The sequence below is a fragment of the Modestobacter sp. Leaf380 genome (assembly GCF_001424485.1).
Classification (GTDB): domain Bacteria; phylum Actinomycetota; class Actinomycetes; order Mycobacteriales; family Geodermatophilaceae; genus Klenkia.
In genome coordinates this window covers 202,124-227,344 of record NZ_LMQC01000012.1, presented here as the reverse complement: position 1 = coordinate 227,344, position 25,221 = coordinate 202,124, and the positions used below count along the sequence as shown (strand labels likewise).

Here is a 25,221-nt window from a genome sequence, read left to right as displayed (position 1 = left end):
TGCGGGTCAGGAGTCGGTGGTCTCGTGTCCGGCGTCCGCGGTCACCCGGCCGCGGGCGGCCGGGCGCCGGGCAGCCGAGGGGCGGGGGGAGAACGCCGCGCGCAGCAGGGAGCTGGCGACCCAGCCGGCCAGGAGACACCAGGGCAGTCGCGCGGTCACCTCGTCCACGTCGAGCGAGCCCTGGGCCCCCATGAGCAGCACCGGGAGGGCGAAGAGCAGGGCTGCGCCGAGGACGTCCCAGCGCAGCGGGTTCACGGCCGGCCGGCCAACCGCTCACACAGCAGCGCGGCCCAGCGGTGCGCGGTGGCGCGGGCGCCGTCGACCACGGCCACCGGCACCGGGAGCCCGGCCAGCAGCGCGGCGGGGTCCGCCGAGGACTCGGTGTCGGTGACGACCACGGCGTCCACGCGGGGCAGGCCGGCCAGCCAGCCGGTGAGGTCGGCGGGCTTGCGGGTGGCGTCCAGGACACCCCAGACGGCGGTGGGGGCCCACGCCTGGAGCATCTGCGCGACCCACGCGGAACCGGCGTCCCGCAGCGGGACGTCGACGGCGACGACGGTCGGGACGCCGGCGCCCGCGGCGGCCTCGCGCCGGGTGGCCGCGACGGCCGCGGTGGGCACCCCGACGTCGGGGGTGGACAGCCCGGAGAGCTCCCCCCGGGTCGCCCACTGCACCCGGGCCGGGTCCAGCCGCAGCGACGTGGCCAGCACGCGGGCGGCGCCGAGGGCGTCCGCGCCGGGGCCGACGACGACCAGCACGTCACCGGGCTCGGCGGGCGCTGTGGGGGCGTCGGGCAGGGTGCGGGCCAGCACGGCGGTCAGCGCGGCGAAGGTGCCGCGGGCCGCGGCATCGGCACCGAAGTCCTCGCCGAGCAGGGCGGTGGGCAGGCCGAGCGCGGTCAGCCCGGCCGGGGCGGGGTCGACGACGGCAGCCGCGTCCGGGGCGGCCGGCAGCAGCTGGGTCACCGTGGCCAGGCCGTCGGCGGCCGCGGAACGCCCGCGGGTGGTCGGGTGCGGGGGAGCGGTGCGGGACCGGCCGGCACCGCGGGCGGGCGGGACCGGCGGGCGCGGACCGCGCACGCGCGGCGCGGCGGCCGGGGTGGTCAGCAGGCTGCTGAGCGGGGGCAGGACGGTGGTGGAGTCCATCGGCAGCGGCGCCGGGTCGCTGGCGGTGCGGGCGAGCTCGTCGGCCATCCCGGCGGCCATCTCCTGGGCCATCTCCTCCACGAGGAGGCCGCTGACCTCGGAGGCGAGCTCCGGGCGCGACGGGGCGTCGCCGAGGAAGTCGCTGTCGGCGACCGCGGTGATGACCTCGATGAAGCCGCTGGCGTGGTCGGGGGTGTGCAGCGGCTCGCTGCTGCCGACGACCGCGACGAGGGTGCCCTCGGCCTCCAGCGGCCCGGGGCGCACGGCGGACTGCAGGCCGGTGCCGGCGGTGCGGTGCCGGCCGGAGGCGTCGGCCCGGCGACGGCGCGGGGTGCTGCCGGTGCCCGAGAGGGCAGCCGCGCGCAGGGCCTCGAGCTGCTCGTCGACCGCGGGGGCCTCGGGCACGACGACGTCGGCCACCGGGTCCGCGGGCGCCTCGAGGGTGGCGTGCCCGGATCGGGCGGTCCGGTGTCGGCCGGAGGGGTCCGATGCCGGGGCGGGGGTCGGCGTGGGCGCACCCCAGAGGTCGTCGCCCGCCGACGGCGCGGCCGGGATCTCCTCGGCCTCGATGGCCCCGGCGACGGCCTCCTCGGCCGCCCGGCGGTCGGCGGCGCGCCGGCTGGCGCGTCCCCCGGCCTGCGGCGGGACGTCGGGCAGTCCCCGCCGTCGCGGGGTCTGGACCCCGGCGTCCTGGAGGGCGGACGACGCGACGACGTGCTGGTCCATGGACACCTGCTGGGCCTCTTCCCGGGGGGACGACTGGGTGGAGCGGAGGACGGGGGGCGCGGCGGGCTCGTCCGTCGGGACGGCGGCCTGCGGCGCGGTGGTGGGGGCGGGTGCGGGGTGCACCGGGGGCAGCGTCGTCACCACGGCGACCGGCACCGGGACGGCGACCGGGAGCGGGCGGGCGACCCGGCCGCGGGCCGGGCCCGGCGTGACCGCGGGGATCCGGCCGGTCCGTGCGGCGTCGGTCTCCGGTGCGGTTGCGCGGGAGACCGGGGGTGTTTGGACCCGGGATGCGGGGACCCGGGGTGCGGGGACCGCGGTGGGGGCCGCCGGGAGTGCGGCCAGCACGGAGCGCAGCCGGGCGGCCCGGTCGGCGGTGACGTCCGTGCCGTCCGTCGCGACCGGCTGGGCGGTCGCCTGCTGCTCGGCCCGGCGCCCTGCTGCGCGCAGCGCCTGCGCCCGCTGGGTGGCGGCCCGGTCCACCGGGGGCGGCCCGGCGCGGCGCGGGTCCCGGTGGGGGACCGCGCGCAGGGACGGGGCCTCGAAGCGGGCGGTCTCGTGCGCGGCGACGGCGCGCGCGGCCTCGGCGCGACCGGCGGCGGCAGCGTGCTCGGCAGCCTGCACGGCATCGAGCCGCGCCGCCTCCTGCAGCTCGGCGGCCTCCTGCTCCGCGGCCACCCGCTCGGCCTCGACCCGGAGGGCCTCGACGCGGGCGGTCTCGACGCGGGCGGCCTCGACACGGGCGGCCCGGACGCGGGCGTTCTCGCGCTGGGCCTGCAGCTCCCAGGCCTCGGCCTCGGCGCGGGCCAGCTCGACCCGGGCCAGCGCGGCGACCTCGGCCTCGCGGGCGGCGGCCCGGCGGGCGGTGGCCGCGGATCGGGCGGCGACCTCGGCCGCCCGGGCGACGGCGGTCTCGTGCGCCTCCTGCTGGGCGCGCAGCCGGGCCGCGGCCCGCCGCTCGGACGCCAGCACCGCGGCCTGGCGCAGCTCGCGCTCGGTCACGGCCGGGTCCTCCACCTCGTCCTCCACCTCGTCCTCGACGTCGTCCTGGGAGTCGTCCTCGACGTCGTCATGGAGGTCGGCCTCGTACCGGTCGTCTCCGGACAGGTCCTGCCCGTCCTCCGGCAGCACCTCGGCGGACGGGGCGGCGGCCCGGCGGGCGGCCCGCTCCTGGGCCAGGGCACGGGTCAGCTCCTCGACGGCGACCCGCTGCTGCTCGTCGGCGTCGTCCCGGGCGGCCAGCTCGGTCGCGCCGGCGACGGCGGACTGCACCTCGTCGTCCTGGGTGACCATGCGCATCAGCGCGGCGGTGAACGGCGACACCGGCGCGTCGTCGTCCTCGTCGGGCACGGAGGGTTCGGGAGGCACGGCGGCCGCGGCCGGGGCGCTGCGGCTGGTGCGCTCCCAGGCCGGTGCCTGCGGGCCGACCGGCTCCTCGGCCCGGCGCTGGGTGAGGGGCCGGGCGGCGCGCTCGACCGGTCGGGCCACGGACTCGGCGGTGGGCACGGCGGTGGGCGCGGCGGGTGCCGGGGCGGCCGCGCGGACGGCTGCGGCCCTGGCGGCGGCGGGCACCCGGGGTGCGGCCGCGGCGGCCGGGCGGGCCAGCGAGGTGGGGGAGTACACGTCGACGTCGGTGGGGCCGGCCGCACCGAGGAGGTCGGCCAGCTCGTCCACCGGGTCCACAGCGGGGTCCACGGCGGGGACGGCGGTGCGGGCAGCGCTCTGCTGGGCCCGGCTGACCTCCTGGGCGACCGCGAGCAGGTCGTCGACCGACAGGCCGCTGGTGGGCCAGGCGGCGAGCGCCTCGGCGGAGCTCAACGAGCCGGCCGGGACGGCGACGGGCCGGCCCGGGGTCACGGGGGTGGGCTCGCCGGGGCCGGGCGTGCCGGCGGGGTCCACGACGTCGGCGACGTAGCGCTCGGAGCTGAAGAACCCCGCGACCCCGCCGGAGCGGATCCGGCGGACGCCGCGGATCCGGACGTCGGGCCCGAACTCCTCGCGGGCAGCGGCGATGGCCTCGTCCCGGGTCGCCCCGGACGGCGGCTCAGGCGAGCGCGACGGCACCGTTCACCACCCCGATGGTCTCGATCTGGGCCGTGCGGGACACCTCGGTGTAGCTGATGACGGTGCAGCGGGTGACCACCTGGCGCATCAACCGGGACAGCGCCGGGCGGACCTGCGGGGAGCAGACCAGCAGGGCGGTGATGCCCAGCCGCTCGGCGTCGTCGAGCAGGTCGCTGGCGCCGCGGGCCAGCGCGTCGACCTGACCGGCGTTGAGCGCCAGCACGGCGCCGGACTCGGCCGGGCGCACCGACTCCAGCAGCCGCTGCTCGAAGCCCGGGTCCAGGGTCATCACGTAGAGCTTGTCGTCGGCGGTCACGTAGGGCTGGCTGATCGCCGGGCCCAGCGCCGCCCGGGCGGCCTCGACCAGGCTGTCCAGGTCGGTGGCGGTCTTGGCGCGCAGCGAGAGCGCCTCGAAGACCCGCACCAGGTCGCGGATGGAGACGCCCTCCTCCAGCAGCGCCTGCAGCACCTGCTGCACCTGGCCCAGCGACATCGACGCCGAGGTGAGCTCCTCGACCACGACCGGGTGCGTGCGGCGGACCATCTCGACCAGCAGCTTGACGTCCTCGCGGCCCAGCAGCTGGGCGGCGTTCTGCCGGACCACCTCGGCGAGGTGGGTGGTGATGACCGAGGAGCGGTCGACGACGGTCGCCCCGGCCATCTCGGCCTGGCGCTGCAGCTCGGCGGGCACCCACTTGGCGGCCAGCCCGAACACCGGCTCCCGGGTCGGCTTGCCGGGCAGGCCGTCGAGGGCGTCGCCGATGGCCAGCACGGTGCCGGCCGGGGAGATGCCCTTGGCGACGGGGACGCCGTTGAGCCAGACGACGTACTGGGAGGCGGGCAGGTCCAGGTTGTCCCGGGTGCGCACCAGCGGGATCACCAGGCCGGTGTCCATCGCGACCTTGCGGCGCAGCGCCTTCACCCGGTCCAGCAGGTCCCCGCCGCGCGCGGTGTCGACCAGCTCGACCAGGTCGAAGGCCACCTCGAGCTCCAGCGGGTCGACCCGCATCCGCTCGGCGATCGCCTCGGGGGAGTCGGGGGAGGGCTCGGCCGGGGCCAGCGCGGCCGCCTCGTCCTCCTCGCTGGGCAGCACCTCCTCCTGCACCCGCGTGGCCAGCACCAGGAAGAGGGCGCCGACGAGCAGGAAGGGCAGCTTGGGCAGGCCGGGGATCAGGCCCAGGGCGAGCAGGGCGCCACCGGCGATGCGCAGCGGCTGCTTCTTGCGCCCCAGCTGGGCGATCATGTCCTGGCCGAGCTCGCCGTCGGCGGCCGAGCGGGTGACCACGATGCCGGTCGCGGTGGACAGCAGCAGCGCCGGGACCATCGAGACCAGGCCGTCGCCGACGGCCAGCAGCGAGTAGGTGCTGACCGCCTCGCCGGCGGGCATGCCGTTCTGCACCATGCCGATGGTCAGGCCACCGATGAGATTGACCAGCACGATGATGATCGCGGCGATCGCGTCGCCCTTGACGAACTTGCTGGCACCGTCCATCGAGCCGTAGAAGTCGGCCTCGGCGGTGACGTCGGCGCGCCGCTTGCGGGCCTGGGACTCGTTGATCAGGCCGGCGTTCAGGTCGGCGTCGATGGCCATCTGCTTGCCGGGCATCGCGTCCAGGGTGAAGCGCGCGCCGACCTCGGCGACGCGCTCGGCGCCCTTGGTGATGACCACGAACTGGATGACCACGAGGATCAGGAAGACGACCAGGCCGACGACCAGCGAGCCGCCGATGACGAAGTGCCCGAAGGCCTCGATGACCTGTCCGGCGTAGCCGTCGGAGAGCACCAGCCGGGTCGAGGAGACGTTGAGCGCCAGCCGCAGCAGCGTCGCGATCAGGATCACCGAGGGGAAGACGGCGAAGTCCAGCGGCCGCTTGATCGACATGGCGACCAGCAGGATCAGCAGCGACACCGCGATGTTGACCCCGATGAGGAGGTCCAGCGCGATGGTCGGCATGGGCACGACCAGCATGAGGACGATCGAGACGACCCCGATGGGCACCGCGGCCGTCGTCCACTTCACGAAGACCACTCTCGGCAGTCCAGGTGCCGGTCGGTACCGCCTCAGGCCGCGGTGGCGTCCGCGGGGTCGGCGGCCGGGGCGCGCCGGCGGCCGGCGACGGGCAGCCCGGTGGTGTCCGGGGCGCTGAAGCCGGGGCGGTGCACGCCGCCACGGATGCCCTGGGCGCCCAGGTGCATCACGAAGGCCAGCACCCGGGCGACGGCGGTGAACAGCTGCGGCGGGACCTCCTGGCCCAGCTCGCAGCTGCCGTGCAGGGCGCGGGCCAGCGGGATGTCCTGCACCATCGGCACGTTCGAGGCCGCCGCCAGCTCGCGCAGCTTGCGGGCCACCTCCCCGGCGCCCTTGGCGACCACCCGGGGGGCACCGAACGCCGCGTCGTACTTCAGTGCGACCGCGACGTGGGTGGGGTTGGTGAGCAGCACGTCGGCCGTGGTCACGTCGGTCATCATCCGGTTGCGGGCCGCGGCGAGCATGGCCGAGCGGCGCTGGCCCTTCACGTGCGGGTCGCCCTCCTGCTGCTTGTGCTCCTGCTTGATCTCGTAGAGGCTCATCTTCAGCTTCTTCCGCGACTGCATCCGGACGACCATGTAGTCCGCGACCGCGAGCACGAGCCCGGTCATCGCGGCCACCCGCAGCATCAGCAGCGCCGAGTCGGTGAACACCGACGCCACGGCCGAGAGCGGCATGGACCCCGACGACGCCACCAGCGTCCGCGCCTTGTCGATGGTCAGCACGATCGTGACCCCGATGGCGGCGGTCTTGACCAGCGCCTTGGTGGTCTCCCACAGGCCGTGACCGCCGAACATGCGCTTGAACCCCGGGAACGGGTTGAGCTTGCTGAGCTTGGGCGCCATCGGCTTGGCGGAGAACACGATCCCGCCCTGGCTGGCCGAGGCGAGCACGCCGACGACCATGATCGCGGCGGCCATCGGCAGGACGGCGGTCAGGAACGCCGTCAGCGCCTCACCGAGCAGCACCTCGATCGAGCTGATCTCGGGCCGCCGGGCGACCGCGCCGATCTGCACGAAGAGGCGCTGCGCGCCGTCGAAGGACCGACCGGCCACGAACGGCAGCAGGAAGCTGGCCGTCACCACCCCCAGCCAGGTCCCCAGCTCCTGGGTGCGGGGGACGTCGCCGTCCCTGCGTGCCTTCTTGAGGCGTTCGGGAGTCGGTTTCTCTGTCTTCTCACCACCCGGTCCCTCCTTGGCCACGCCCTCAGCTCCGCAGGGCCAGGAACGCGGTGACGGCGGTCTCCATCAGCGCGTCCAGTGCGGTGGGCAGCAGCGGGAAGGTGAGCCCCAGCATCGCCAGGGTCAGCATGATCTTGACCGGGAAGCCGAGCGCGAAGACGTTCATCGCCGGGGAGGCCCGGGACAGCAACGCCAGCGCGACGTCGGCCAGCAGCAGCACCGCCACCATCGGCCCGGCGATCTGCATCGCGGCCAGGAACATCATCGAGACGGCGTGGACCAGGGTCTCCCCGAGCTGGTCGGTGGGCAGCACGGCGCCCAGCGGCAGCCCCTCGTAGGAGGTGTGCAGCCCGCGGACCAGCAGCAGGTGGCCGCCGCTGGTGAACAGCAGGGCGATCGCCAGCAGGTTGTGCAGCCGGCCCAGCGTGGAGCTGGTGCTCATCATCAGCGGGTCGTAGGCCGGCTGCAGGGAGAACCCGCCCGCCAGGTCCAGCACGTCCCCGGCCAGCTGCACGGCGCTGAAGAACAGCTGGACGACGAACCCCAAGGCCACCCCGATGACGACCTCGGTGAAGGCGGTGAGCACCAGGTACCCGACCGAGACGACCCCCAGCGTGGCCTGCACCTGGTTGAAGACCACCAGTGCCAGGGCGACCGACAGAGCGCCCTTGACCGGCGCGGGGATGGCCTTGGAGTTGAACGGCGGGGCGACCAGGACGAACCCGGCCGTGCGTGCAGTGGCCAGCAGCAGGGCCGCCAGGGTCGCCTCGGGGACCTGGAGGTCCACCGGGTCAGGTCCGGCCGAGGAGGGTCGGCAGGGAGGCGAACAGCGACTCGGTGAAGCTCACCAGCTCCGAGAGCACCCAGTTGCCGGTCAGCACCAGCGCGAGGGCCACCGCGATGATCTTGGGGACGAAGGAGAGCGTCTGCTCCTGGATCTGGGTCGCGGCCTGGAACAGCGAGATCGCGAAGCCGACCAGCAGGGCGGTGAGCAGGATCGGGGCCGACACCTTGGCGGCCACGATCATCGTCTGCACCGCGATGTCGGTGATCTGGGCGTCGTCCACTAGCCGTACGTCCCGTACGAGCCGACCAGGGCGGTGGTGATCAGCGCCCACCCGTCCACGACGACGAACAGCAGCAGCTTGAACGGCAGCGACACGATGACCGGCGGGACCATCATCATGCCCATCGCCATCAGTGCGGCGCTGACCAGCATGTCCAGCACCAGGAACGGGATGAAGACGACCAGCCCGATGATGAAGGCGCTCTTGAGCTCGCTGAGCACGAACGCCGGGACCAGGGTCAGCATCGTCACCGAGGCGGGGTCGGCGGGCATCTGCTCGCCGGACAGCCCGACCATCAGCTTGAGCTCGTCCCCGCGGGTGTTGGCCAGCAGGAAGTCCTTGAGCGGCTCCACCCCGACGTCGTAGGCCTGTCCGATGGACAGCTGGCCGTCCAGGTAGGGCTGGACCGCCAGGTCGTTGATGTCGGCGATCACCGGGCCCATGACGAAGACCGTCAGGAAGAAGGCCAGCCCGGTCAGCACCTGGTTGGGCGGGGAGTTCTGCAGGCCCAGGGCGTTGCGGGTCAGCGAGAGCACCACGATGATCTTGGTGAACGAGGTGACCAGCAGCAGCAGCGACGGCGCGATCGACAGCACCGTGATCGCCAGGATCAGGGTGATGGCGCTGGAGGGGCTGTTGCCCCCGATGTTGATGTCCAGCCCGCCGGTGGAGCCGTCCACCACGGGGGCGATCGGCGCGGTCGGGTCGGTCGGGTCCACGGGGGCGGCGAGCGCGGCGGTGGCCAGCAGGGTCAGCAGGGCGGTGCCGGCGGTGGCGACCACCCCGACCCGGGTGGCCCAGCGACCGGTGCGCTCGCGCGCCGTCACTTGCGGACCGTGCGTTCGCGCAGGCCCTCGACGACCGAGGTCCAGGCGCCGCGGTCGAACACCGAGCCGGCGAGCAGGCCGGTGCCGCCGGTGGCGCCCGTCGTCCCGCCGTGCCGGCCGACGGCCGGGGCGGCACCGCTGGGACGGCGCACGCCGGGGACCGGGGGCAGGCTGCGGGTGGCGGACGGGTCCTCGTCGAGCCCGGCGCCGACCGCGGCCGGACGGCGGGCGGCGCTGCGGGCGGCGGCCGCAGCGCGGCGGGCCGCCTGGGCCTGCTCGCGCTCGGACTCGATGTCGGCCAGGGCGTCCTCGACGACCTCGCCGTCCATCTCGGCGAGCAGGGTGACGTGCTCCTCGGTGGTGCCCACGACGAGCACCCGGTCGGCCACGCGCAGCACGCTGACCGTGCTGGACCGGCCCATCCGCTGCCGGGCGACGACCTCGATGAGCCCGTTCCCCCCGCCCAGGCCGCGCTTCTTGGCCAGCCGGGCGGCGAACCACAGCACGCCGCCCACGAAGGCCAGCGTCAGCACCAGCCGGATGACCATCCAGGTCATGCCGACTGCTGCCCCAGCTCGGCGGCGGCGGCGTCGGTGACCACCTCGGTGATCCGCAGCCCGAACTCCTCGTCGACGACGACGACCTCGCCGCGCGCGATGAGGGTGCCGTTGACCAGCAGGTCCGCCGGCGCGCTGGCGGCGCGGTCGAGCTCGACGATCTCCCCCGGGTAGAGCGAGAGCAGCTCCTGCACCGTCATGCGGGTCCGGCCGATCTCGACCGTGACCTCCATGGCCACGTTGCGCAGCAGCTCCAGGCTGCCGCGCTGGGTCTGGCCCTGGGGCCGGGGGAGGGTCACCTGCAGGGCGAAGGTGGCCAGGTGCTCGCCGCCGGCCAGCAGCGGGACGGCGAGGAAGACGCCCTTGTCGCGCAGGCCGTCCAGGGCCGCCTCGGGCTCCTCCATCCGCTCGCTGGTGACGGTGACCCGCCCCAGCACCGCGGCGGCCGCCTCCAGTGCCGGGCGCATCGCCGCGGCGACGTCCAGCTTGCCGACCGGGGAGTTGGCCAGCGCCTCGACCAGCGGGCCGGCCACGACGAGGACGACGTCCCCGCTGACCTCCCCGGACAGCCGGGCGGTGATCGCGGCCGGGCTGCTGCCGGGCAGCGGGGCGATGTCGGGGTCGTCGACGGCCGAGCCGGTGCTCAGCGGGGAGGGCGCCGGCAGCAGGGTGCCGGCGGCCTGGGCGGCGCTGACCACCGCGGCGCTGATGGTGGCGGCGTCGTCGGTGCGTCCGCTCGTGCTGGTGCTCACAGGGCGTCCCTCGATGCAGTGGTGGTGAGGCCGGGGGCGGCGACGATCTCGGCGGCCAGCCGCCGGCGGTGGTTGCTGGCGACGGCGTGGGCGAAGACGACGTCGTTGGTGGTGACCTCCAGCGGGCTGTCCCGCGGGTGCCGCAGCAGCAGCACGTCGCCGACGGCGAGGCTGAGCAGGTCGGCGCTGGGCACGGCCAGCGGCCGGAAGCGGGCGTTGACCTCCACGGGCACCGCGCCCAGCCGCGCCGACAGGGCCTCGCTGGCGGCCTTGCGGTCGCGGACCGCCTGGGCGGACAGCTGCGGGGAGGTGGCGTCGTGGAGGGCGGGGGCGAACGGGGCGAAGGGCAGCATGACCGTCGCCTCGGTCTCCCGGTCACCCAGCGACAGCGAGAACGAGGCGACGACGACGGTCTCCGAGCTCACCGCCAGCTGGGCCAGGTGCGGGTTGTACTCGAAGCCCTCGAGGCCGAAGTCGACGCGCACGATGGGACGCAGCGCCAGGGCGAGCTCGTGCAGCACCCGCTCGAGGGGGTAGCGCGCCAGCCGGGTCTCCATGCCCGTCATCGGTCGCTGCGGCTGCTCGGAGGCGCCCGACCCGCCCAGCAGCTGGTCGATCATCGCCATCGCCATGTCCAGCGACCAGGTCAGCAGACCGCGGCCCTGCAGCGGCTCGAAGTTGAGCACCGTCATGAACGAGGGGTTGTCCAGGTGCGCGACGTAGTCGTCGTAGGCGAACTGGTCGATGCCGCCGAGCTCCAGCTTGACCTCGGTGCGCAGCACCTGGGTCAGGTTGGTGGCGCACTGCCGCGCGAAGGTCTCCAGCGCGTTCTGCAGCACCCGGACGTGGTCCCGGGACAGCTTCGTGGGCCGTCGGAAGTCGTAGCTGCGGGGCTCGCCGCGGCGCCGTCGCGCCGCCATCAGCGCTGCCCCGCGGGGGGCGGGTGCGGCGTCGGCGAGGGTCACGCCCCCCTCATCGGCGGTGCCGGGGGGCAACCTGACCGTCCACCCCTGCCCCGGACGTCACACCCACCCGACGAGGCAGGGGAGGCCCGGCACCCCCTCTCGGCGTCCCGAGGGTGTGCTGGGCCTCCCCTGCCTGGGAGGTGGAGCGGGTTACTGGGTGACGTACTCGGTGTAGTAGATGCCCATCACCAGGTGCTCGCCGTCGACGTTGTAGGCCTCCTCGATGCGCTGCTCGAGCTCGGCCTTCATCGCCTCCCGGTTGCCGGTGACGTCGGCCAGCTGGGCGCCGGAGAACGTCTCGATGACGATGTCGGTGGCTCGGGACCCGTCGGGGGCCTCCTCGCCGGCCTCCTCGGTCAGCTGCAGGGTCACCCCGATCTTGAGGTAGCCGCTGCCGGCCAGGTTGACCGCCGTGGACTCCAGGGGGAGGACGGCGCCGGCGACCGGGGCGGGCTCGGCCTCGGCCTCGCCGCTGCCGGCGAAGAGGAAGAACCACGCCGCCGCACCGGCGGCCAGCAGCACCACCAGCACGATCGCGATGAGCTTCTTCTTGCCCCCGCCGGCGGACTCCTCGTCGACCGCGGCCTCGGCGGCTTTGGCGCTGGGCTTGGTCTTGGTGGGTGCGCTCACGGGGTGCTCTCCTGGGCGGTGACGGCGTTGACGGTGGCGGGCTCGACGGTGGTGGTGGGGGTGGCCCCGGCGGTGCGGGCGGCCTCGGCGGCGAGGCCGGGGAGCTGGGCGTTGGCCTCGGTGGAGGCGTCGGACAGGACGACGATGTCGACCCGTCGGTTGACCGAGACCGACGCGGGGTCGGAGTCGGCCAGCAGCGGCCGGGTGGCGGCGAAGCCGGCTGCGGACAGTCGGGCCTCGGGCAGCCCGTCGGTCTCGGCGAGGTGCCGGAGCACCGTCGTCGCCCGGGCGGTGGACAGCTCCCAGTTGCTGGGGAACGGACCGCCCGGCGTCACCGGCAGGGAGTTCGTGTGGCCCTCGATGCGCAGCTGGTTGGGCAGTGCGGCCAGCGTCGGGGCGAGGGCGTCGAGCACCCCGGCCCCCTCGGTGCGCAGGCCGGCCTGCTCGGGGCCGAAGAGCACCTGGTCGGCCACGACGTGCACGACCAGGCCGCGCTCGTCGATGGTGAACTCGACCGCGTCGGGCTGCCCCGCGGCGGCGAGTGCCGCCTCGATGGCCTGCTGTGCCGCGCGCAGCTGGTCGAAGGTGGCCTGCGCCTCGGCCTGCACCTGCTCGCTGTGGTCGGCGGCCGCCTGGGCGGCGGCCAGGTCCACCGAGCGCTGGTCGGCGCGCTCGGTCGGGTCGTAGTCCGTGGTCACCGGGATCGGCGCGGACATGGCGTCCAGCACACCCGGGTCGTTGGTGGGGGAGCCGTCGGTCAGCACGCTGGTCGGCGAGCCGAAGCTCTCCGACAGGCCCTCGGCCAGCGCGGCGAACTTGAGCTGGTCGACCTGGCTGATCGAGTAGAGGACGATGAACACGGCGGTCAGCAGCGTCATCATGTCGGCGAAGGAGACCAGCCACCGTTCGTGGTTCTCGTGCTCCTCCTCCTCGTGGGGCTTGGCCCGCCGGCGACCGGAGGGCGCGTGCCCGCTCACGCCGCCGCGGCCGCGGCAGCGGCCTCGCTCGGGGGCACGAGGCTGGTGAGCTTCTGCCGGACGGTGCGCGGGCTGGTGCCGGCCTGGATCTCCGAGATGCCCTCGACGAGCAGGGTCATCTGGGCGGCCTGCAGGTCGCTGGTACGGGTGATCTTGGCGGCCATGGGGAGCCAGAAGACGTTGGCCGACAGCACGCCCCACAGGGTCGCGACGAAGGCGGCGGCGATGAGGTGGCCCAGCGTCTCGGGCTTGTTCAGGTTCTCCAGCACGTGGATGAGCCCGATGACGGTGCCGATGATGCCGATGGTCGGGGCGTAGCCGCCCATCGCGGTGAAGAACTTGGCGGCGACCTTGTCCTCGGCCTTCTTGGCCGCGATCTCGCTCTCCAGGACCGTGCGCAGGTCCTCGGGGTCGGTGCCGTCCACGGCCATCTGCAGGCCGCGCTGCAGGAAGGCGTCCTCGATGGCCTTGATCGAGGCCTCCAGGGCCAGCAGGCCCTCCTTGCGTGCCTTCTCCGCCAGCGTCACCAGGGTCTGGATCTGCTCGGTGGCCGGGGGCACCGCGACCGGCATCAGGCCCATCTTGAACCAGCCGCCGAGCTTCTTGACGTCGGCCATGGTGGACCCGGCGATCGCGGCGCCGAAGGTGCCGACGAAGACCAGGATGATGGGCGGGAGCAGGATGATGGCCATGGGGGACGAGCCCTCCATGATCATCGAGGCCACGATCGCGACGAGCGCGACCGCGACACCGATCAGGGTTGCCGGGTCCATGTCAACGCTCCTGGCGGATCGGGAAGGCCAGGACCGAGTGGTCCGCGGTGGCCGTGGGACGGGGGGTCAGCTCCAGCACCGGGTAGGCGCCGCGGTCCATCGCGTAGGCCGTGGCGAGCACGTCGGCGCGGTAGTCGCGGATCGCGCGGAGGACGTCGTGGACGCTCTCGCGGACCAGGAAGCGGACGTCGTCGGTCAGGGTGACGACGGTGTCGGGGTGGGCCTCGACGCGCTCGATCAGATCGGGGTTGAGCGCGAAGGCCTCCCCGTTCAGGCGGGTCAGGCAGATCACCGGTTGCTCCTGGGTCGAAGGGCTGCCCGGGGTGGGCAGTTGTGTTGTCGGCCCTTGCGCGGAGGTGCTGAAGCCGAACGGCCCGGCCCCCCCGAAGGGGTGACCGGGCCGTCCTGGTACTGGCGCCGCAGCAGCGGCTGGGGGGTCAGCGCTTGAGGTTGACCAGGTCCTGCAGCAGCTCGTCGGAGGCGGTGATGACGCGGCTGTTCGCCTGGAACCCGCGCTGGGCGATGATCAGGCCGGTGAACTCCTCGGAGAGGTCCACGTTGCTCATCTCCAGGGCGCCGGAGGTCAGCGTGCCCAGCGAGCCGTTGCCGGCGGTGCCGATCAGCGCGACTCCGGAGTTGTCGCCCTTGGAGTAGGACGTGTTGCCCATGTTGACCAGGCCCGAGGGGTTGTCGAACGTGGCCAGCGCCAGCTTGCCCACCGAGCGCCGCTCGCCGTTGGTGTAGACGCCGGTGATGGTGCCGTCCTCCAGCAGCGAGAAGCTCTGCAGGCTGCCCGAGCCGTAGCCGTCCTGCTTGGTGGTGGCGACCGGGGTGCCGGCGGCGAACGCGGTGACCTGGCTCATGTCGAAGTCGACGTCGCCCCAGGGCATGGCCACGGTGAGGACGGAGTCGGCGGCCGAGCCGCTGGAGGTGCCGTTGGTGACCGCGCCGAAGGTCGGGTTCTGGCCGCCGGGGAACGAGACGGTCGTGGAGACGATCGGGGTGTTCGGGGTCTTCTCGTTGGCCACGGTCAGCGTCCAGTCGCTGTTCGCGCCGGCGGACGTGGCGGCCTGGGTGTAGGTGAGCACCATCCGCTGGGCGGTGCCGGCCTCGTCGTAGAGGGTGGCGACGGTGCTGACCGAGTTGCCCGTCGTCCCGGCCACGTACTGCACGTTGCGGCTCAGGGTGGCGGAGGTGGAGGCGTTGGGGGGCAGCGCGGCGCCGTACTGGATGGCCAGGTCGCCGAGCGCGCCGTTGGTGTTGACGACGCCGGAGGCATCGGCGGCCCAGCCCTGCACCCGGGCGCCGTCGGCGGTGATCAGCTTGCCGGAGCCGTCGAAGGTGAAGGAGCCCGCGCGGGTGTAGAGCTGCTGCCCGTCGGCCTCGGTGACGAAGAACCCGTCGCCCTGGATCATGAAGTCCAGTGCGCGGCCGGTGTTCTGGGTCTTGCCCTGGCCGAAGTCGGTGGTGATGGCGGCCAGCTTGACGCCGAGCCCGACCTGCGCCGGGTTGCTGCCGCCCTCGAGCCCGTCGGGGCTCTTGCCGCTGCGCAGCACCTGGGTCAGCGTGGTCTCGAAGACCGTGTTCTGGGTCTTGAACCCGACGGTGTTCACGTTCGCGATGTTGTTCGCGACGGTGTCCATCTTGGTCTGGTGGGCGCGCAGGCCGGAGATGGCCGAGAACATCGAACGCAGCACGGTGGCTCCTGGGGTGTCGGTCGGGCAGGTGGGTCAGGCGGAGATGGCGGTGAGCCGGCCGACGGGGACGGTGGTCCCGCCGATGGTCGCCACGGCCTCGGTGGAGGCGGTCGGGATCGTCACGGAGCTGATCTGCCCGGTGACCGTGCTGCCGTCGGTGTCGGTGTAGCTCACCGTCTTGCCGACCAGGGCGCCGGCACTGGAGGCCCGCTGCATCGCCAGCATCGCGGTGTTCTGCTCGGAGATGGTCTGCAGCGCCTCGACCTGGGAGTAGGTCGCGCTCTGCGAGATCAGCGCGCTGGAGTCCGTGGGGGCCTGCGGGTCCTGGTACTTCATCTGGGCGACCAGGAGCTTGAGGAACGTGTCCTTGTCCATCCCGGTGTCCCCGACCGAGGTGGTCGGGGTGCTGCCCATCAGGCTGGCGATGGGTGTGGCGTTGGTGATCGGGGTGGTCACGGTTCCTCCTCAGACGCGGACGTCGACACCGGTCGACGGCCCGCCGGTACGGGTGTGACGAGTGGTGCGTGTGGTGTCGGAGTCCTCATCGGCAGTCCCGGTGCCGGTCGGTACCGTCCCGGACCGCCGGTCGGTCCCCCAGGCCCGGTCGTCACGTCCCTGGGCCCAGCCCTGGGCGGTCGACTGCTGCCCGCCCGAGCTGCCCGACGGCGCCGAGGGGTCCGGTGCGTCGGGGGAGACCTCCGCCGAGGTGACCGTCAGGCCGGCCGCGGCGAGGTCCCGACGGAGCTCGGGGAGTGCCTCGGTCAGCGCCGCCCGGCCGTGCTCGTGGCCGGCCGCCAGGCTCAGGGTCACCTCGTCGCCGGTGACCACCAGCTGGACGTGCACCTCGCCGAGGGACTCGGGGGCCAGGACGACGGTGACCGTGTGGCTGCCGTCGGGGCCGGAGGCCATCGCCGTGAGCTGGGGGGCCAGCTGCGCGGCGACGGGGGGTGCGGGGGCGGCAGCGGGTGCCGCCGGGGTCGCGCCGGCGGTTGCACCGGCGGTGACGGTCGGCGCGGGCGCCGGGCCGGTGACGGTCTGCTCGTCGCCGGCCGGGGTGACGTCGGCGACGGCCGGCGGCGCTGCCGCGTCGCGCACGGGTCCCTCGGCGACCCGGACGACCGCGGTGTCGACCGGGAGGCCGGTGGCGGGGGCGCCGTCGCCCGGAGCGGAGGGCGCGGAGGCCCGGGCCGGGGCGGTCCCGGTGCCGGTGGGTGCCCCGTCCTGCTGCTGTCCGGTGCCGGCACCGGTGCCGGTCTGGGCGCCGGACGTCGGGGCGGCCGGCGCCGCGGTGCCGGCCGGGTCCGTGGTGGCCGTGCCGGGACCGCCGGTCGTGCCCTCGACGGGCTCCCCGGTGGTCGGGGCCGCGACCGGGACGGCGACCCCCTCGGTGACGGCGGCGGGCAGGGCGCCGGGGGCCGGCGTCGCGGGTGCTGCGGTCGGCTCGGCAGGCGCCGTCGCTGCCGGGGTGACTGGCAGGGTGACGGGCGGGGTGGCTGACGGGGTGGTGGTGGCGCCCGAGCCGCCGGCCGCGCCCAGCGCGGCGCGCAGCGCGGCCGCGAGCGGGCCGGAGAGCGGGTCCGGTCCGCCGACGGCGGTGCCCGGGGGATCGGCCGCGGGGGTGCCCGCGGGCCCCTCGGGCCGGGTGCCGGGCAGGTGCGCGGTCCGGGCGACGGCGACGGGGGAGGCCTGGTCGGGCAGCGTCCCCATCGCGCCGACCCCGGCGGGGGCCGGACCGGCCGGGGCAGCGCCGGGAGCACCGGAGGCGGGGACGGCGGGGACAGAGGCGGGGACGGAGGCGGGGACGGCCGTGCCGAGCACGCCGGCGACAGGTGCGGGGACCGCGGCCGGGTCGCCGGCGACGGGTCCCGTCGGTGCCTGCGCCGTGGGTGTCTGCGCCGTGGGTGTCTGCGCCGTCGGTGCCTGGGCCGCCAGCGCCAGCGCCAGCCAGGCCGGGACCAGGCTCGGGGCCGCGGGTGCGGTGGAGCCGTCCTCGGTGCGGGCGTCGTCGTCGCCGGGGGCGAGGACGGCGTCGGCGGTCTCCTCGGCCGGCTCCGTCCCGGCGGTCGTCGTCGGGGCGCCCCGCCCGGAGGGTGCCCGGTCGGCGACCTCGCCGCGCAGCAGGCCGGCGAAGCGGTCGGCGGACCCGGCGGTCGAGGACGGTGACGTGGGACGGGCGGAGGGTGCGGGGGTGGACGGTGCGCCCACGGACAGCGTCACGCGTACGCCGCCGCGGCCGCGGTGACCTTGCGGACGTAGGACTGCGTCTCCGGGTAGGGCGGGATGCCCCCGAACCGGGAGACCGTCCCCGGGCCGGCGTTGTAGGCGGCGAGCGCCAGGTCGGTCGAGCCGAACTGGGCGGTGAGCTGGCTGAGGTACCGGGCGGCACCGTCGACGGCGGAGGCCGGGTCCATCGCGTTGACGCCCAGGCCGGCGGCCGTGGCCGGCATGAACTGCATCAGCCCCTGCGCCCCGGCGCCGCTGGTGGCGGTGGAGTCGAAGCCGGACTCGGTCTTGGCGACCGCGGCGAGCAGGGCGGGGGAGACGCCGTGCCGGGCGCCCGCGGCGGTGAACAGGTCGCTGTAGGGCACCCCGGACAGGCCGGCGCCCGGGACCGGCGCCGCGGTGGTCGCGCCGTTGCTGGGCAGCACCCGGCGGATCACCGAGGGGTTGCCGACGTCCTGGATCTTGACCACGTCGCCGGCCTGCGGGGCGGCGATCATCTTGCCGCCGCCCAGGTAGAGCCCGACGTGGTCGATGCCGGAGCGGGAGGAGCTGTTGTCGAAGAAGACCAGGTCGCCGGGGCGGGCGTCGGCGAGGCCGGCGACCGCGGTGCCGGCGGTGGCCTGCTGGCTGGAGGTGCGGGGGATGCTGATCCCGAGGTCGGCGAAGACGCGCTGGGTGAACCCGGAGCAGTCCAGCCCCTTGGCCGGGTCGGTGCCGCCCCACACGTAGGGGACGCCGAGGTAGTTCTTCGCGGCGTCGACCACGGCGCTCTCGCTCGCGGCGTTGCCGGCGGTGGGGGTCGCGGCGGCCGTGGACGCGGTGGCCGTGGTGCCGAGCCCGGCCTGGGCCGCGGCGGCGATCCAGGCGCGCGCGGCCACCGGGTTGCTGCCGGCGAACGCGGCGACCCGGGTCTGGATCTCGGCGATCCGGCCCTGGACCGTGGTCAGTCCGTCCACGTGTCCTCCTCCCTGCTGCGGGTGTGACGGCCGGTGACGATGTCGTCGACGGCCCGCTCCTCGGCGGCCAGCTCGGCCCGGAGTGCACTGAGCCGGTGGCGCTCGGCCAGTCGTTCCAGTGCCGCGGTCCGCTGGGCGGCCGCGGTCCAGGCGGCTCGCACCGCGTCGGACTGCTGGGCGGTCGCGGTCGCGGCCGCCCGTGCCTCCCCTGCATCGGCAGCCAGGGCGCGCACCCCGACCACCGCGGCGAGGAAACCCGCGCCGGTGAGCCCCGACGGCAGCCCGGCACCGCCGAGCGCGGCGGCGACCTCGTCGGCGTGCTCGGCGCTGCGCAGCGCGCGGCGCTCGGCCTCTGCGGCGGCCAGGCCGGCGGTGCGTTCCTGGGCGCGGCGGAGCTCGAGCACCGGCTGCAGGCGGAAGGCGGTCCGCTTCACGCCGACCCGACGATGGCGTGCAGGCGGGCCCACGCCTCGTCGGGGGGCGTGCTGTCCTCGACGGTCTGCCGGAGGAACCCGGTGAGCTGGGGCTCCAGCGCACGGGCCCGGTCGACGAGCGGGTCGCTGCCGGCCTGGTAGGCGCCGATCTCGATCAGCTCCTTGACGTCGCGCAGCGCGCCGAGCAGCCGGCGGGCCTCGCGGGCGTCGGCCATCCGGTGCGGTGCCGTCACCGAGGAGGCGACCCGGGAGATCGACTCGAGCACGTCGATGGCCGGGAAGTGCCCGGCGGTGGCCATCGCCCGGGTGAGGACGACGTGCCCGTCCAGGATCGAGCGGGCGGTGTCGGCGATGGGCTCGTTGTGGTCGTCGCCCTCCACCAGCACCGTGTACAGCCCGGTGATGGAGCCGACCTGCCCGGTGCCGGCCTTCTCCAGCAGCCGCGGCATCATCGCGAAGACGCTCGGCGGGTAGCCGCGGGTCGCCGGGGGCTCCCCGGCGGACAGCCCGACCTCGCGCTGGGCCATGGCGGTGCGGGTGATGGAGTCCATCAGCAGCAGCACGTCGCGGCCCTGGTCGCGGAAGTCCTCGGCGATCCGGGTGGCCACGAAGGCCGCCCGCAGCCGGACCAGCGGCGGCTCGTCGGAGGTGGCGACGACGACGACGGTGTTGGCCATCCCCTCGGCGCCCAGGTTCTCCTCCAGGAACTCCCGGACCTCGCGGCCACGCTCGCCGATCAGGCCGATGACCCGGACGTCGGCGTCGGTGCCGCGGGTGATCTGGGCCAGCAGCGTGGACTTGCCCACGCCGGACCCGGCGAAGATGCCCAGCCGCTGGCCGCGGCCGGCGGGGACCAGGGTGTCCAGCGCCCGGACGCCGAAGGACAGCGGCTGGTCGACCCGGGTGCGGGTGAGCGCGTGCGGGGTCTGGGTGGCGAGGTCGACGTAGCGGGCGCGGCCGGCCAGCGGGGGACCGCCGTCCACCGGGCGGCCGAGCCCGTCCAGGACCCGGCCCAGCAGCGCGGTGCCGACCGGGACCTGGAGCGGGCGGCCGGTGGGGCGGACCCGGGAGCCGACGGTGACCCCGGCGACCTCGCCCAGGGGCATGCAGGTCAGCCGGTCCTTGTGCAGGGCGACGACCTCGGCCTGCAGCGGACGCACCCCGGACGGGCCGTCGCCGCCGATCTCGACGATGTCGCCGACGGCGGAGGTGACGCCCTCGACGGTGATGGTCAGGCCCATGGCGCCGGTGACGGCGCCGGTGCACAGCGGGCGGCCGGCGGCTCGTGCCCGGTCCAGGACGTCCTGCACGCTCACGCGCCGAGCACCTCGCGGACCCGCTGCAGCGCCGGGCCGAGCTGGGCGTCGACCCGGCTGACCCCGGCATCGGCGATCGCGCCGGCGGGCTCGACCGCGGGGTCGCCGACCACGCGCACGTGGTCGGGGACCTGGGCGAGGGCGGACTCGGGGATGCGCTCGAGGTCGGCCGGGTTCAGCCGGACGACGACCGGACCGTCGGTCGGGGACAGCGCCAGGGCGCGCCGCAGGGCGTCGATGCCGGGGCGGCGGGCGACCTGCAGCTCGCGGGCGAAGACCTCCTCGACCAGGGTCAGGGTGGCGCCCAGGACCAGGCCGTCGAAGGTCTCCCCGCCCAGCGGCGGGGTGGCGTCGACCTGCGCGCAGGCCGCGGTGAGCGCGGCGACGGCCGAGGCGGTGCGGGCCTCCCAGCGCTGCTGGGTGAGCGCCAGCCGCTGGGCGGCCTCTGCCTCCACCCGGTCGACGACGTCCGTGGCGGTGGCCAGGCCCTCGGCGTGCCCGGCGGCCCAGCCCTCGGCCCGGGCCTGCTGGCGCAGCCGGGCCAGCTCGGCGGCGTAGACCTCCTCGAGCCGGGGCGCGGGGGCGTCCCCGGCCCGGCGGCCGGTCGACCCGGGTGCCCGGCGGTCGACGGTCCGCTCGGCCGTCGGCCCGGGTGCCCACGCGGTGGCCCGGGCGGACCCGCCGCGCAGCACGCTGCGGACCGGGCCCAGCGCGTCGGTCGCCGCGTCGGCGGTGAGCTCGTCGAGCTGCACCGGGTCCGGCACGACCCGGACCGGACGGCCGGGGCGGACCGTGCGGTCCCAGGCGACGGCCCGCGCGGTCGACTCCCCGCGCAGCACCGCGCCCTCAGGCGATGAGGTCATCGTCGCCACCCCGGTCGATCACGATCTGCCCGGACTCCTCCATCGCCCGCAGGGCGGCGACCACGCGGGCCTGCGCCTCGCCGACGGCCGCGGCGCGGACCGGGCCGAGCAGCTCGATCTCGTCGCCCAGGTCCAGGGCCGCACGCTCGGACAGGTTGCGCATGACCTTGTCGCGGACGTCGTCCCGCACGCCCTTGAGGGCCGCGGCCAGGTCGGCCGTGGAGACCTCGCGCAGCACCAGCTGCATGGACCGGTCGTCGACGATGACGATGTCCTCGAAGACGAACATCTGCGAGCGGACCTTCTCGGCCAGCTCCGGGTCGCTGGCCGACAGCGACTCCAGGATCGACTTCTCGGTCGGCCGGGACGCCCGGTTGATGATCTCGACCAGGGTCTCGACGCCACCGGCCGAGGACAGCTCGGGGGAGGCCAGCAGGGAGCCCATCCGGCGGCTGATCTCGTCCTCGACGAGCCGGACGACCTCGGGGGAGGTCCGGTCCATCATGGCGATCCGCAGCGCGACGTCGGCCTGCCGCTGGGGCTCCAGGCGGCTCATCAGCTCCGCGCTCTGGGTCGCCGGCAGGTGGGCCAGGACCAGGGCGATGATCTGCGGGTGCTCCTCGCGCATGAAGGAGAGCAGCTGCCGGGTGTCGGCGTTGCGCAGCGAGGTGAACGGCGGGTCGACGTACACGGCCTGCAGCCGGCCCAGCACCGCCTCGGCCTCGGCGTCGCCCAGGCCGGCGGTCAGCGCGTCGCGGGCGAAGTCCATCCCCCCGGCACCGAGGTGGGTGGGGTTGACCATCCGCTCGTGGAACTCGTAGAGGACGTCGTCGACGTCGGTCGGCGCCACGTCCTTGAGCCGCATCAGCTCACCGGTCAGGGCGTCGATCTCGTCGGGGGTCAGCTGCGCCATGACCGCGCCGGCCTCCTCGCGGGACATCTGGGCGAGGAACAGCGCGGCCTTGCGCAGGCCGGACATGTCGCGGCGGGGGAGCCGGACGGGCGCCCGGTCCAGCTCGCTCCCGGGGCCCAGGCCGACCATCTGCTCGACGCTCGTCAGGCTCATGTGCGGCTCTCGGCCAACCAGCCGCGGAGGGTGGAGGCCACGGCGTCGGGCTGCGCCTCGATCATCGAGGTGATCTCACCGCGCAGCCGCTGCCGCTCCAGGGCCTCGATGGCCGCCGACGTGCGCAGGCCCAGGGCCTGGTCGCGGGTGCTGGACACCATGAGCGGGTCCAGGTCGTCGGCGCCCTCGAGCTCCAGGGCCTCGTAGTCCTCGTCGAACTCGTCCTTCTTCTTGCGGTTCTTCAGCCACACCAGCAGGACCAGCAGCAGCAGGCCGCCGACGATGGCGCCGGTCTTCACCAGCGACCACATCTGGGCGCTGGCCTCCGCGGCCTGCTGGGCGGCGATGTCGGCGGTGGCGGCGTCGGCGGCGCCGGTGTCGAAGGCGGCCGAGGCGACCGTGATGGCGTCGCCGCGGGCCGGGTCCAGGGACACGGCGTTGCCGACCAGGTCCTGCACGGTGCCCGGGGCGATGGTGGCGGCGCCGTCGGCGCTGTTGAGGACGACGGCGACGGTGAGCCGCTCGACCTGGCCGGGGGCCGCGATCGTCGTCCGCACCTCGGTGTTCACCGCGTTGTTGGAGGTGGTGTCCTCCTTGGTGTACGAGCCGTCTCCGCCGCCGGCGGTGGTGGCGGTGCCGTCGGTGCCCAGCACCCCGGCCGCGCCGGCGCCGCCGGTGCCGGTGTACTGCTCGGTCGTCGAGGCCTCGGCCAGCGCCGGGATCTCGGCCGGGTAGCTGTAGGTGGTGCTGGTGCTGTTGCTCTGGTCGAAGTTCATCGTCGCGGCGACGGTGACCATGGAGTTGTTGGGGCCCAGCACCCGGTCCAGCATCGCCTGGGCGTTGGCCTGCAGGGTCTGCTGGAACGTCGCGGTGGCGTCGGCCTGGCTGTCGGTGCTGGCGCCACCACCGGCGGCGGAGAGGACCCGGCCGGTGGTGTCGGAGACGGTGACGTCGGCGGGGTCCATGCCCTGGATGGAGCTGGAGACCAGGTTGACCACGGCCTGCACCTGCTCACCGGCCAGCGAGGTGCCCGGGGTGAGGGCCAGCAGCACGGCGGCGGTGGGGCGGCTCTCGTCGGTGACGAAGACCTCGTCCTTGGGCATCGCGATGTGCACCGAGGCGGTCCGGACGCCGTCCATCGCCTCGAGGGTGTTGTTGAGCTCGCCCTCGAGGGCCCGCTGGTAGGTGGTCTGCTGCTCGAACTCGCTGGTGGTGATGCCCTGCTCGTCGAGCAGGGAGTAGCCGGAGTCGCTGCCCTCCTGCGGGGTGAGGCCCTTGCCGGCGACCGACAGGCGCAGCGCGTAGACCCGGTCCTTGGGGACCAGGATCGTGCCGGCGCCCTGGAGCTGGTAGTCCACGCCCTCGGCGGTGAGCTCGTCGGTGATGGCCGAGGCGTCGGTGGCCGACAGGTTGGTGAACAGCGGCTCGTAGGTGGGGGCGGTCACCCAGCGCACGAAGAAGAAGCCGCCCAGGACCAGCACGAGCACGAGACCCACGAGGGTGGCCTTCTGGGCCGCCGTCATGGTGGCCAGGGCGGCGCGGGCGCGGTCCAGCGGACCGGCGAGGGCGGCGGGCATCAGACCGGCATCCGCATGATGTCGTTGAAGGCCTCGACGGCCTTGTTCTTGATCGTGACGACGGCCTCGGTGGACAGGCGGGCCTCGCTGGCGGCGATCATGTAGTCGTGCACGTCCTGCAGGTCGCCGGTGGCGGCCTGGGTGGCCATCGTGTCGGAGGTCTTCTGCAGGCCCTGCAGCTGCCCGATCGAGGCGGTGAGGACGTCGGCGAAGGTGCTGCCGTCGGCGTTGGTGGGTGCCTGCACCGCGGAGGTCGCCGAGCCGCCGCCCAGCGCGCCGGTGCCCTGGGTGAGCATCCCGCTGATGTCGGTGGCCGGCACGCTGTTGCTGGCGCCGTTGTTGTAGTAGCCGCTGTTGACGCCGATGCCGTAGCCGGTGGTCATCGCGACCGGGTTGATCGTCACAGGTTCTTCCCGAGCTGGAGAGCCGCCTGGTAGGCGTCGGTGGCCCGCGAGATCGCGCTGATGTTGGCCTGGTAGCCACGCTGCGCGATGAGCAGGTTGGTCATCTGGGTGCCGAGGTCGATGTCGGGCATCCGCACGTAGCCCTCGTCGTCGGCCAGCGGGTTGTCGGGGGAGTAGACGAGCTTGCCCTCGGCGCTGCCGAACGCGGCGCCGGCGACCCGGACGCCGCCGGTGCCCGAGCCGTAGTCCACGGCCTGGGCGACGATGAAGCGCTCCTTGAAGGCCTCCTGGTCCGGGGCTGCCGCGGTGTTGATGTTGGCGATGTTGTCCGAGACCGCGTCGAGGTACTTGCGGTGCAGCGTCATCCCGGAGCCCGAGATCGCGATGGAGTCGAAGACGGCCATCACTGCGTCCGGAGGGCGCTGCGCAGGAGGTCGTACTTGCCGTTGAGGGCCGACAGCGCCAGCTGGTAGCGCAGGCCGGTCTCGGTGGCGATGACGGTCTCGGAGTCCAGGTCGACGTTGTTGCCGTCGGTGCGCGTGGCGGCCAGCGAGCGGGACGTCGTGCCGGCGCCCACGGTGGGGGTGTCGCCGTCCTCGACCTGGCGGCGCAGCGTCGACTCGAAGTCGGTGCGCCCGGCCAGGTAGCCCGGGGTGTTGATGTTGGCGATGTTGTCGGCGCTGACGCGCTGCCGCTGGGAGAGGCCTGACAACGCTGCGTGCAGCGACGTCATGGTGGCGTCCGCGATCATCTCTTGCCTCCGACTGGTCCGCGGGAGGCCCCGGGGAAGGGGCCTTTCCTCGTGCGAGTCGTTCATCGGCAGTGCCTGACCGGGACGTGACCACCGGGGCCGATCTGACCCGTGTGACTCGTGGGTCGAAGGGGGCCGACGGGCCCGCCGGGGCTCCTGACCCCCGACGGGGCGGCCGGGGCGCGGGGGGTGGGACGCCGAGAGGGGGGAGGCCGGTGGCCTCCCCCCTCTCGGTGGGTCC

26 protein-coding genes are annotated in these 25,221 nt (G+C 74.7%); all 26 read right to left on the bottom strand.

The window, feature by feature from the left end; genetic code table 11:
- Positions 1-6: 6 nt before the first annotated feature.
- Positions 7-255, bottom strand: a complete 249-nt coding sequence (locus ASG41_RS09115) for a hypothetical protein (RefSeq protein ID WP_056292910.1) — start codon at positions 253-255, stop codon at positions 7-9.
- Positions 252-3,935, bottom strand: a complete 3,684-nt coding sequence (locus ASG41_RS25240) for a hypothetical protein (RefSeq protein WP_056292908.1) — start codon at positions 3,933-3,935, stop codon at positions 252-254. Before ASG41_RS25240 ends, ASG41_RS09115 begins: the two co-directional genes overlap by 4 nt.
- Positions 3,916-5,955, bottom strand: a complete 2,040-nt coding sequence (gene flhA, locus ASG41_RS09105; RefSeq protein WP_200938803.1) for a flagellar biosynthesis protein FlhA — start codon at positions 5,953-5,955, stop codon at positions 3,916-3,918. The genes ASG41_RS25240 and flhA overlap by 20 nt, the downstream gene beginning before the upstream one ends.
- A 41-nt stretch (positions 5,956-5,996) precedes the next feature.
- A complete protein-coding gene (locus ASG41_RS09100) occupies positions 5,997-7,166 on the bottom strand; it encodes a flagellar biosynthesis protein FlhB (protein WP_056292905.1) in 1,170 nt (389 codons plus the stop codon).
- Between the two features lie 4 nt (positions 7,167-7,170).
- Entirely contained in the window at positions 7,171-7,932 is a 762-nt protein-coding gene (gene fliR, locus ASG41_RS09095) for a flagellar biosynthetic protein FliR (RefSeq protein WP_056292900.1), read from the bottom strand.
- Between the two features lie 4 nt (positions 7,933-7,936).
- Positions 7,937-8,212, bottom strand: coding sequence for a flagellar biosynthesis protein FliQ (gene fliQ, locus ASG41_RS09090; protein WP_056292895.1), 276 nt, complete (start codon positions 8,210-8,212; stop codon positions 7,937-7,939).
- Positions 8,212-9,039: a flagellar type III secretion system pore protein FliP gene (fliP, locus tag ASG41_RS09085; RefSeq protein ID WP_082556734.1), complete on the bottom strand. Its 828-nt coding sequence runs from the start codon at positions 9,037-9,039 to the stop codon at positions 8,212-8,214. Before fliP ends, fliQ begins: the two co-directional genes overlap by 1 nt.
- Complete coding sequence (locus tag ASG41_RS09080) at positions 9,036-9,596, bottom strand: flagellar biosynthetic protein FliO (protein WP_056292892.1); 561 nt, start codon at positions 9,594-9,596, stop codon at positions 9,036-9,038. Before ASG41_RS09080 ends, fliP begins: the two co-directional genes overlap by 4 nt.
- A complete protein-coding gene (gene fliN, locus ASG41_RS09075; RefSeq protein ID WP_056292890.1) occupies positions 9,593-10,348 on the bottom strand; it encodes a flagellar motor switch protein FliN in 756 nt (251 codons plus the stop codon). The genes ASG41_RS09080 and fliN overlap by 4 nt, the downstream gene beginning before the upstream one ends.
- On the bottom strand, positions 10,345-11,313 hold the full coding sequence (locus tag ASG41_RS09070) for a flagellar motor switch protein FliM (protein ID WP_056292883.1): 969 nt from the start codon (positions 11,311-11,313) through the stop codon (positions 10,345-10,347). Before ASG41_RS09070 ends, fliN begins: the two co-directional genes overlap by 4 nt.
- A gap of 150 nt (positions 11,314-11,463) precedes the next feature.
- Positions 11,464-11,943 carry a flagellar basal body-associated protein FliL gene (gene fliL, locus ASG41_RS09065; RefSeq protein ID WP_056292882.1) on the bottom strand — a complete coding sequence of 160 codons (480 nt, stop codon included), beginning with the start codon at positions 11,941-11,943 and terminating at the stop codon, positions 11,464-11,466.
- Positions 11,940-12,920, bottom strand: a complete 981-nt coding sequence (locus ASG41_RS09060) for a flagellar motor protein MotB (protein WP_082556733.1) — start codon at positions 12,918-12,920, stop codon at positions 11,940-11,942. The genes fliL and ASG41_RS09060 overlap by 4 nt, the downstream gene beginning before the upstream one ends.
- A complete protein-coding gene (locus tag ASG41_RS09055; RefSeq protein WP_056292881.1) occupies positions 12,917-13,693 on the bottom strand; it encodes a motility protein A in 777 nt (258 codons plus the stop codon). The genes ASG41_RS09060 and ASG41_RS09055 overlap by 4 nt, the downstream gene beginning before the upstream one ends.
- Before the next feature lies 1 nt (position 13,694).
- Positions 13,695-13,985: a flagellar FlbD family protein gene (locus ASG41_RS09050; protein WP_056292880.1), complete on the bottom strand. Its 291-nt coding sequence runs from the start codon at positions 13,983-13,985 to the stop codon at positions 13,695-13,697.
- 145 nt (positions 13,986-14,130) lie between these two features.
- On the bottom strand, positions 14,131-15,390 hold the full coding sequence (locus ASG41_RS09045; RefSeq protein ID WP_056292878.1) for a flagellar hook protein FlgE: 1,260 nt from the start codon (positions 15,388-15,390) through the stop codon (positions 14,131-14,133).
- 33 nt (positions 15,391-15,423) lie between these two features.
- The gene (locus tag ASG41_RS09040; protein WP_082556732.1) at positions 15,424-15,846 is read right to left on the bottom strand and encodes a flagellar hook assembly protein FlgD; all 423 of its coding nucleotides are present in this window, start codon (positions 15,844-15,846) and stop codon (positions 15,424-15,426) included.
- A 9-nt stretch (positions 15,847-15,855) separates the two neighbouring features.
- Complete coding sequence (locus ASG41_RS09035) at positions 15,856-17,607, bottom strand: flagellar hook-length control protein FliK (protein WP_056292876.1); 1,752 nt, start codon at positions 17,605-17,607, stop codon at positions 15,856-15,858.
- Positions 17,604-18,569: an NlpC/P60 family protein gene (locus tag ASG41_RS09030; protein WP_056292874.1), complete on the bottom strand. Its 966-nt coding sequence runs from the start codon at positions 18,567-18,569 to the stop codon at positions 17,604-17,606. Before ASG41_RS09030 ends, ASG41_RS09035 begins: the two co-directional genes overlap by 4 nt.
- Positions 18,557-19,003 (bottom strand): flagellar FliJ family protein, encoded by a 447-nt coding sequence (locus ASG41_RS09025; RefSeq protein ID WP_056292872.1) that lies wholly within the window; start codon positions 19,001-19,003, stop codon positions 18,557-18,559. The genes ASG41_RS09030 and ASG41_RS09025 overlap by 13 nt, the downstream gene beginning before the upstream one ends.
- Entirely contained in the window at positions 19,000-20,319 is a 1,320-nt protein-coding gene (locus ASG41_RS09020; protein ID WP_056292870.1) for a FliI/YscN family ATPase, read from the bottom strand. The genes ASG41_RS09025 and ASG41_RS09020 overlap by 4 nt, the downstream gene beginning before the upstream one ends.
- A complete protein-coding gene (locus ASG41_RS09015; RefSeq protein WP_082556837.1) occupies positions 20,316-21,182 on the bottom strand; it encodes a FliH/SctL family protein in 867 nt (288 codons plus the stop codon). The genes ASG41_RS09020 and ASG41_RS09015 overlap by 4 nt, the downstream gene beginning before the upstream one ends.
- Entirely contained in the window at positions 21,166-22,248 is a 1,083-nt protein-coding gene (fliG, locus tag ASG41_RS09010; protein ID WP_082556731.1) for a flagellar motor switch protein FliG, read from the bottom strand. The genes ASG41_RS09015 and fliG overlap by 17 nt, the downstream gene beginning before the upstream one ends.
- Positions 22,245-23,825 (bottom strand): flagellar basal-body MS-ring/collar protein FliF, encoded by a 1,581-nt coding sequence (gene fliF / locus ASG41_RS09005; protein ID WP_056292868.1) that lies wholly within the window; start codon positions 23,823-23,825, stop codon positions 22,245-22,247. The genes fliG and fliF overlap by 4 nt, the downstream gene beginning before the upstream one ends.
- Positions 23,825-24,229: a flagellar hook-basal body complex protein FliE gene (gene fliE / locus ASG41_RS09000; RefSeq protein WP_235564669.1), complete on the bottom strand. Its 405-nt coding sequence runs from the start codon at positions 24,227-24,229 to the stop codon at positions 23,825-23,827. The genes fliF and fliE overlap by 1 nt, the downstream gene beginning before the upstream one ends.
- A complete protein-coding gene (locus ASG41_RS08995; RefSeq protein WP_056292866.1) occupies positions 24,226-24,633 on the bottom strand; it encodes a flagellar basal body rod protein FlgC in 408 nt (135 codons plus the stop codon). Before ASG41_RS08995 ends, fliE begins: the two co-directional genes overlap by 4 nt.
- Positions 24,633-24,962, bottom strand: a complete 330-nt coding sequence (gene flgB, locus ASG41_RS08990; protein ID WP_235564668.1) for a flagellar basal body rod protein FlgB — start codon at positions 24,960-24,962, stop codon at positions 24,633-24,635. Before flgB ends, ASG41_RS08995 begins: the two co-directional genes overlap by 1 nt.
- Positions 24,963-25,221: the final 259 nt, after the last annotated feature.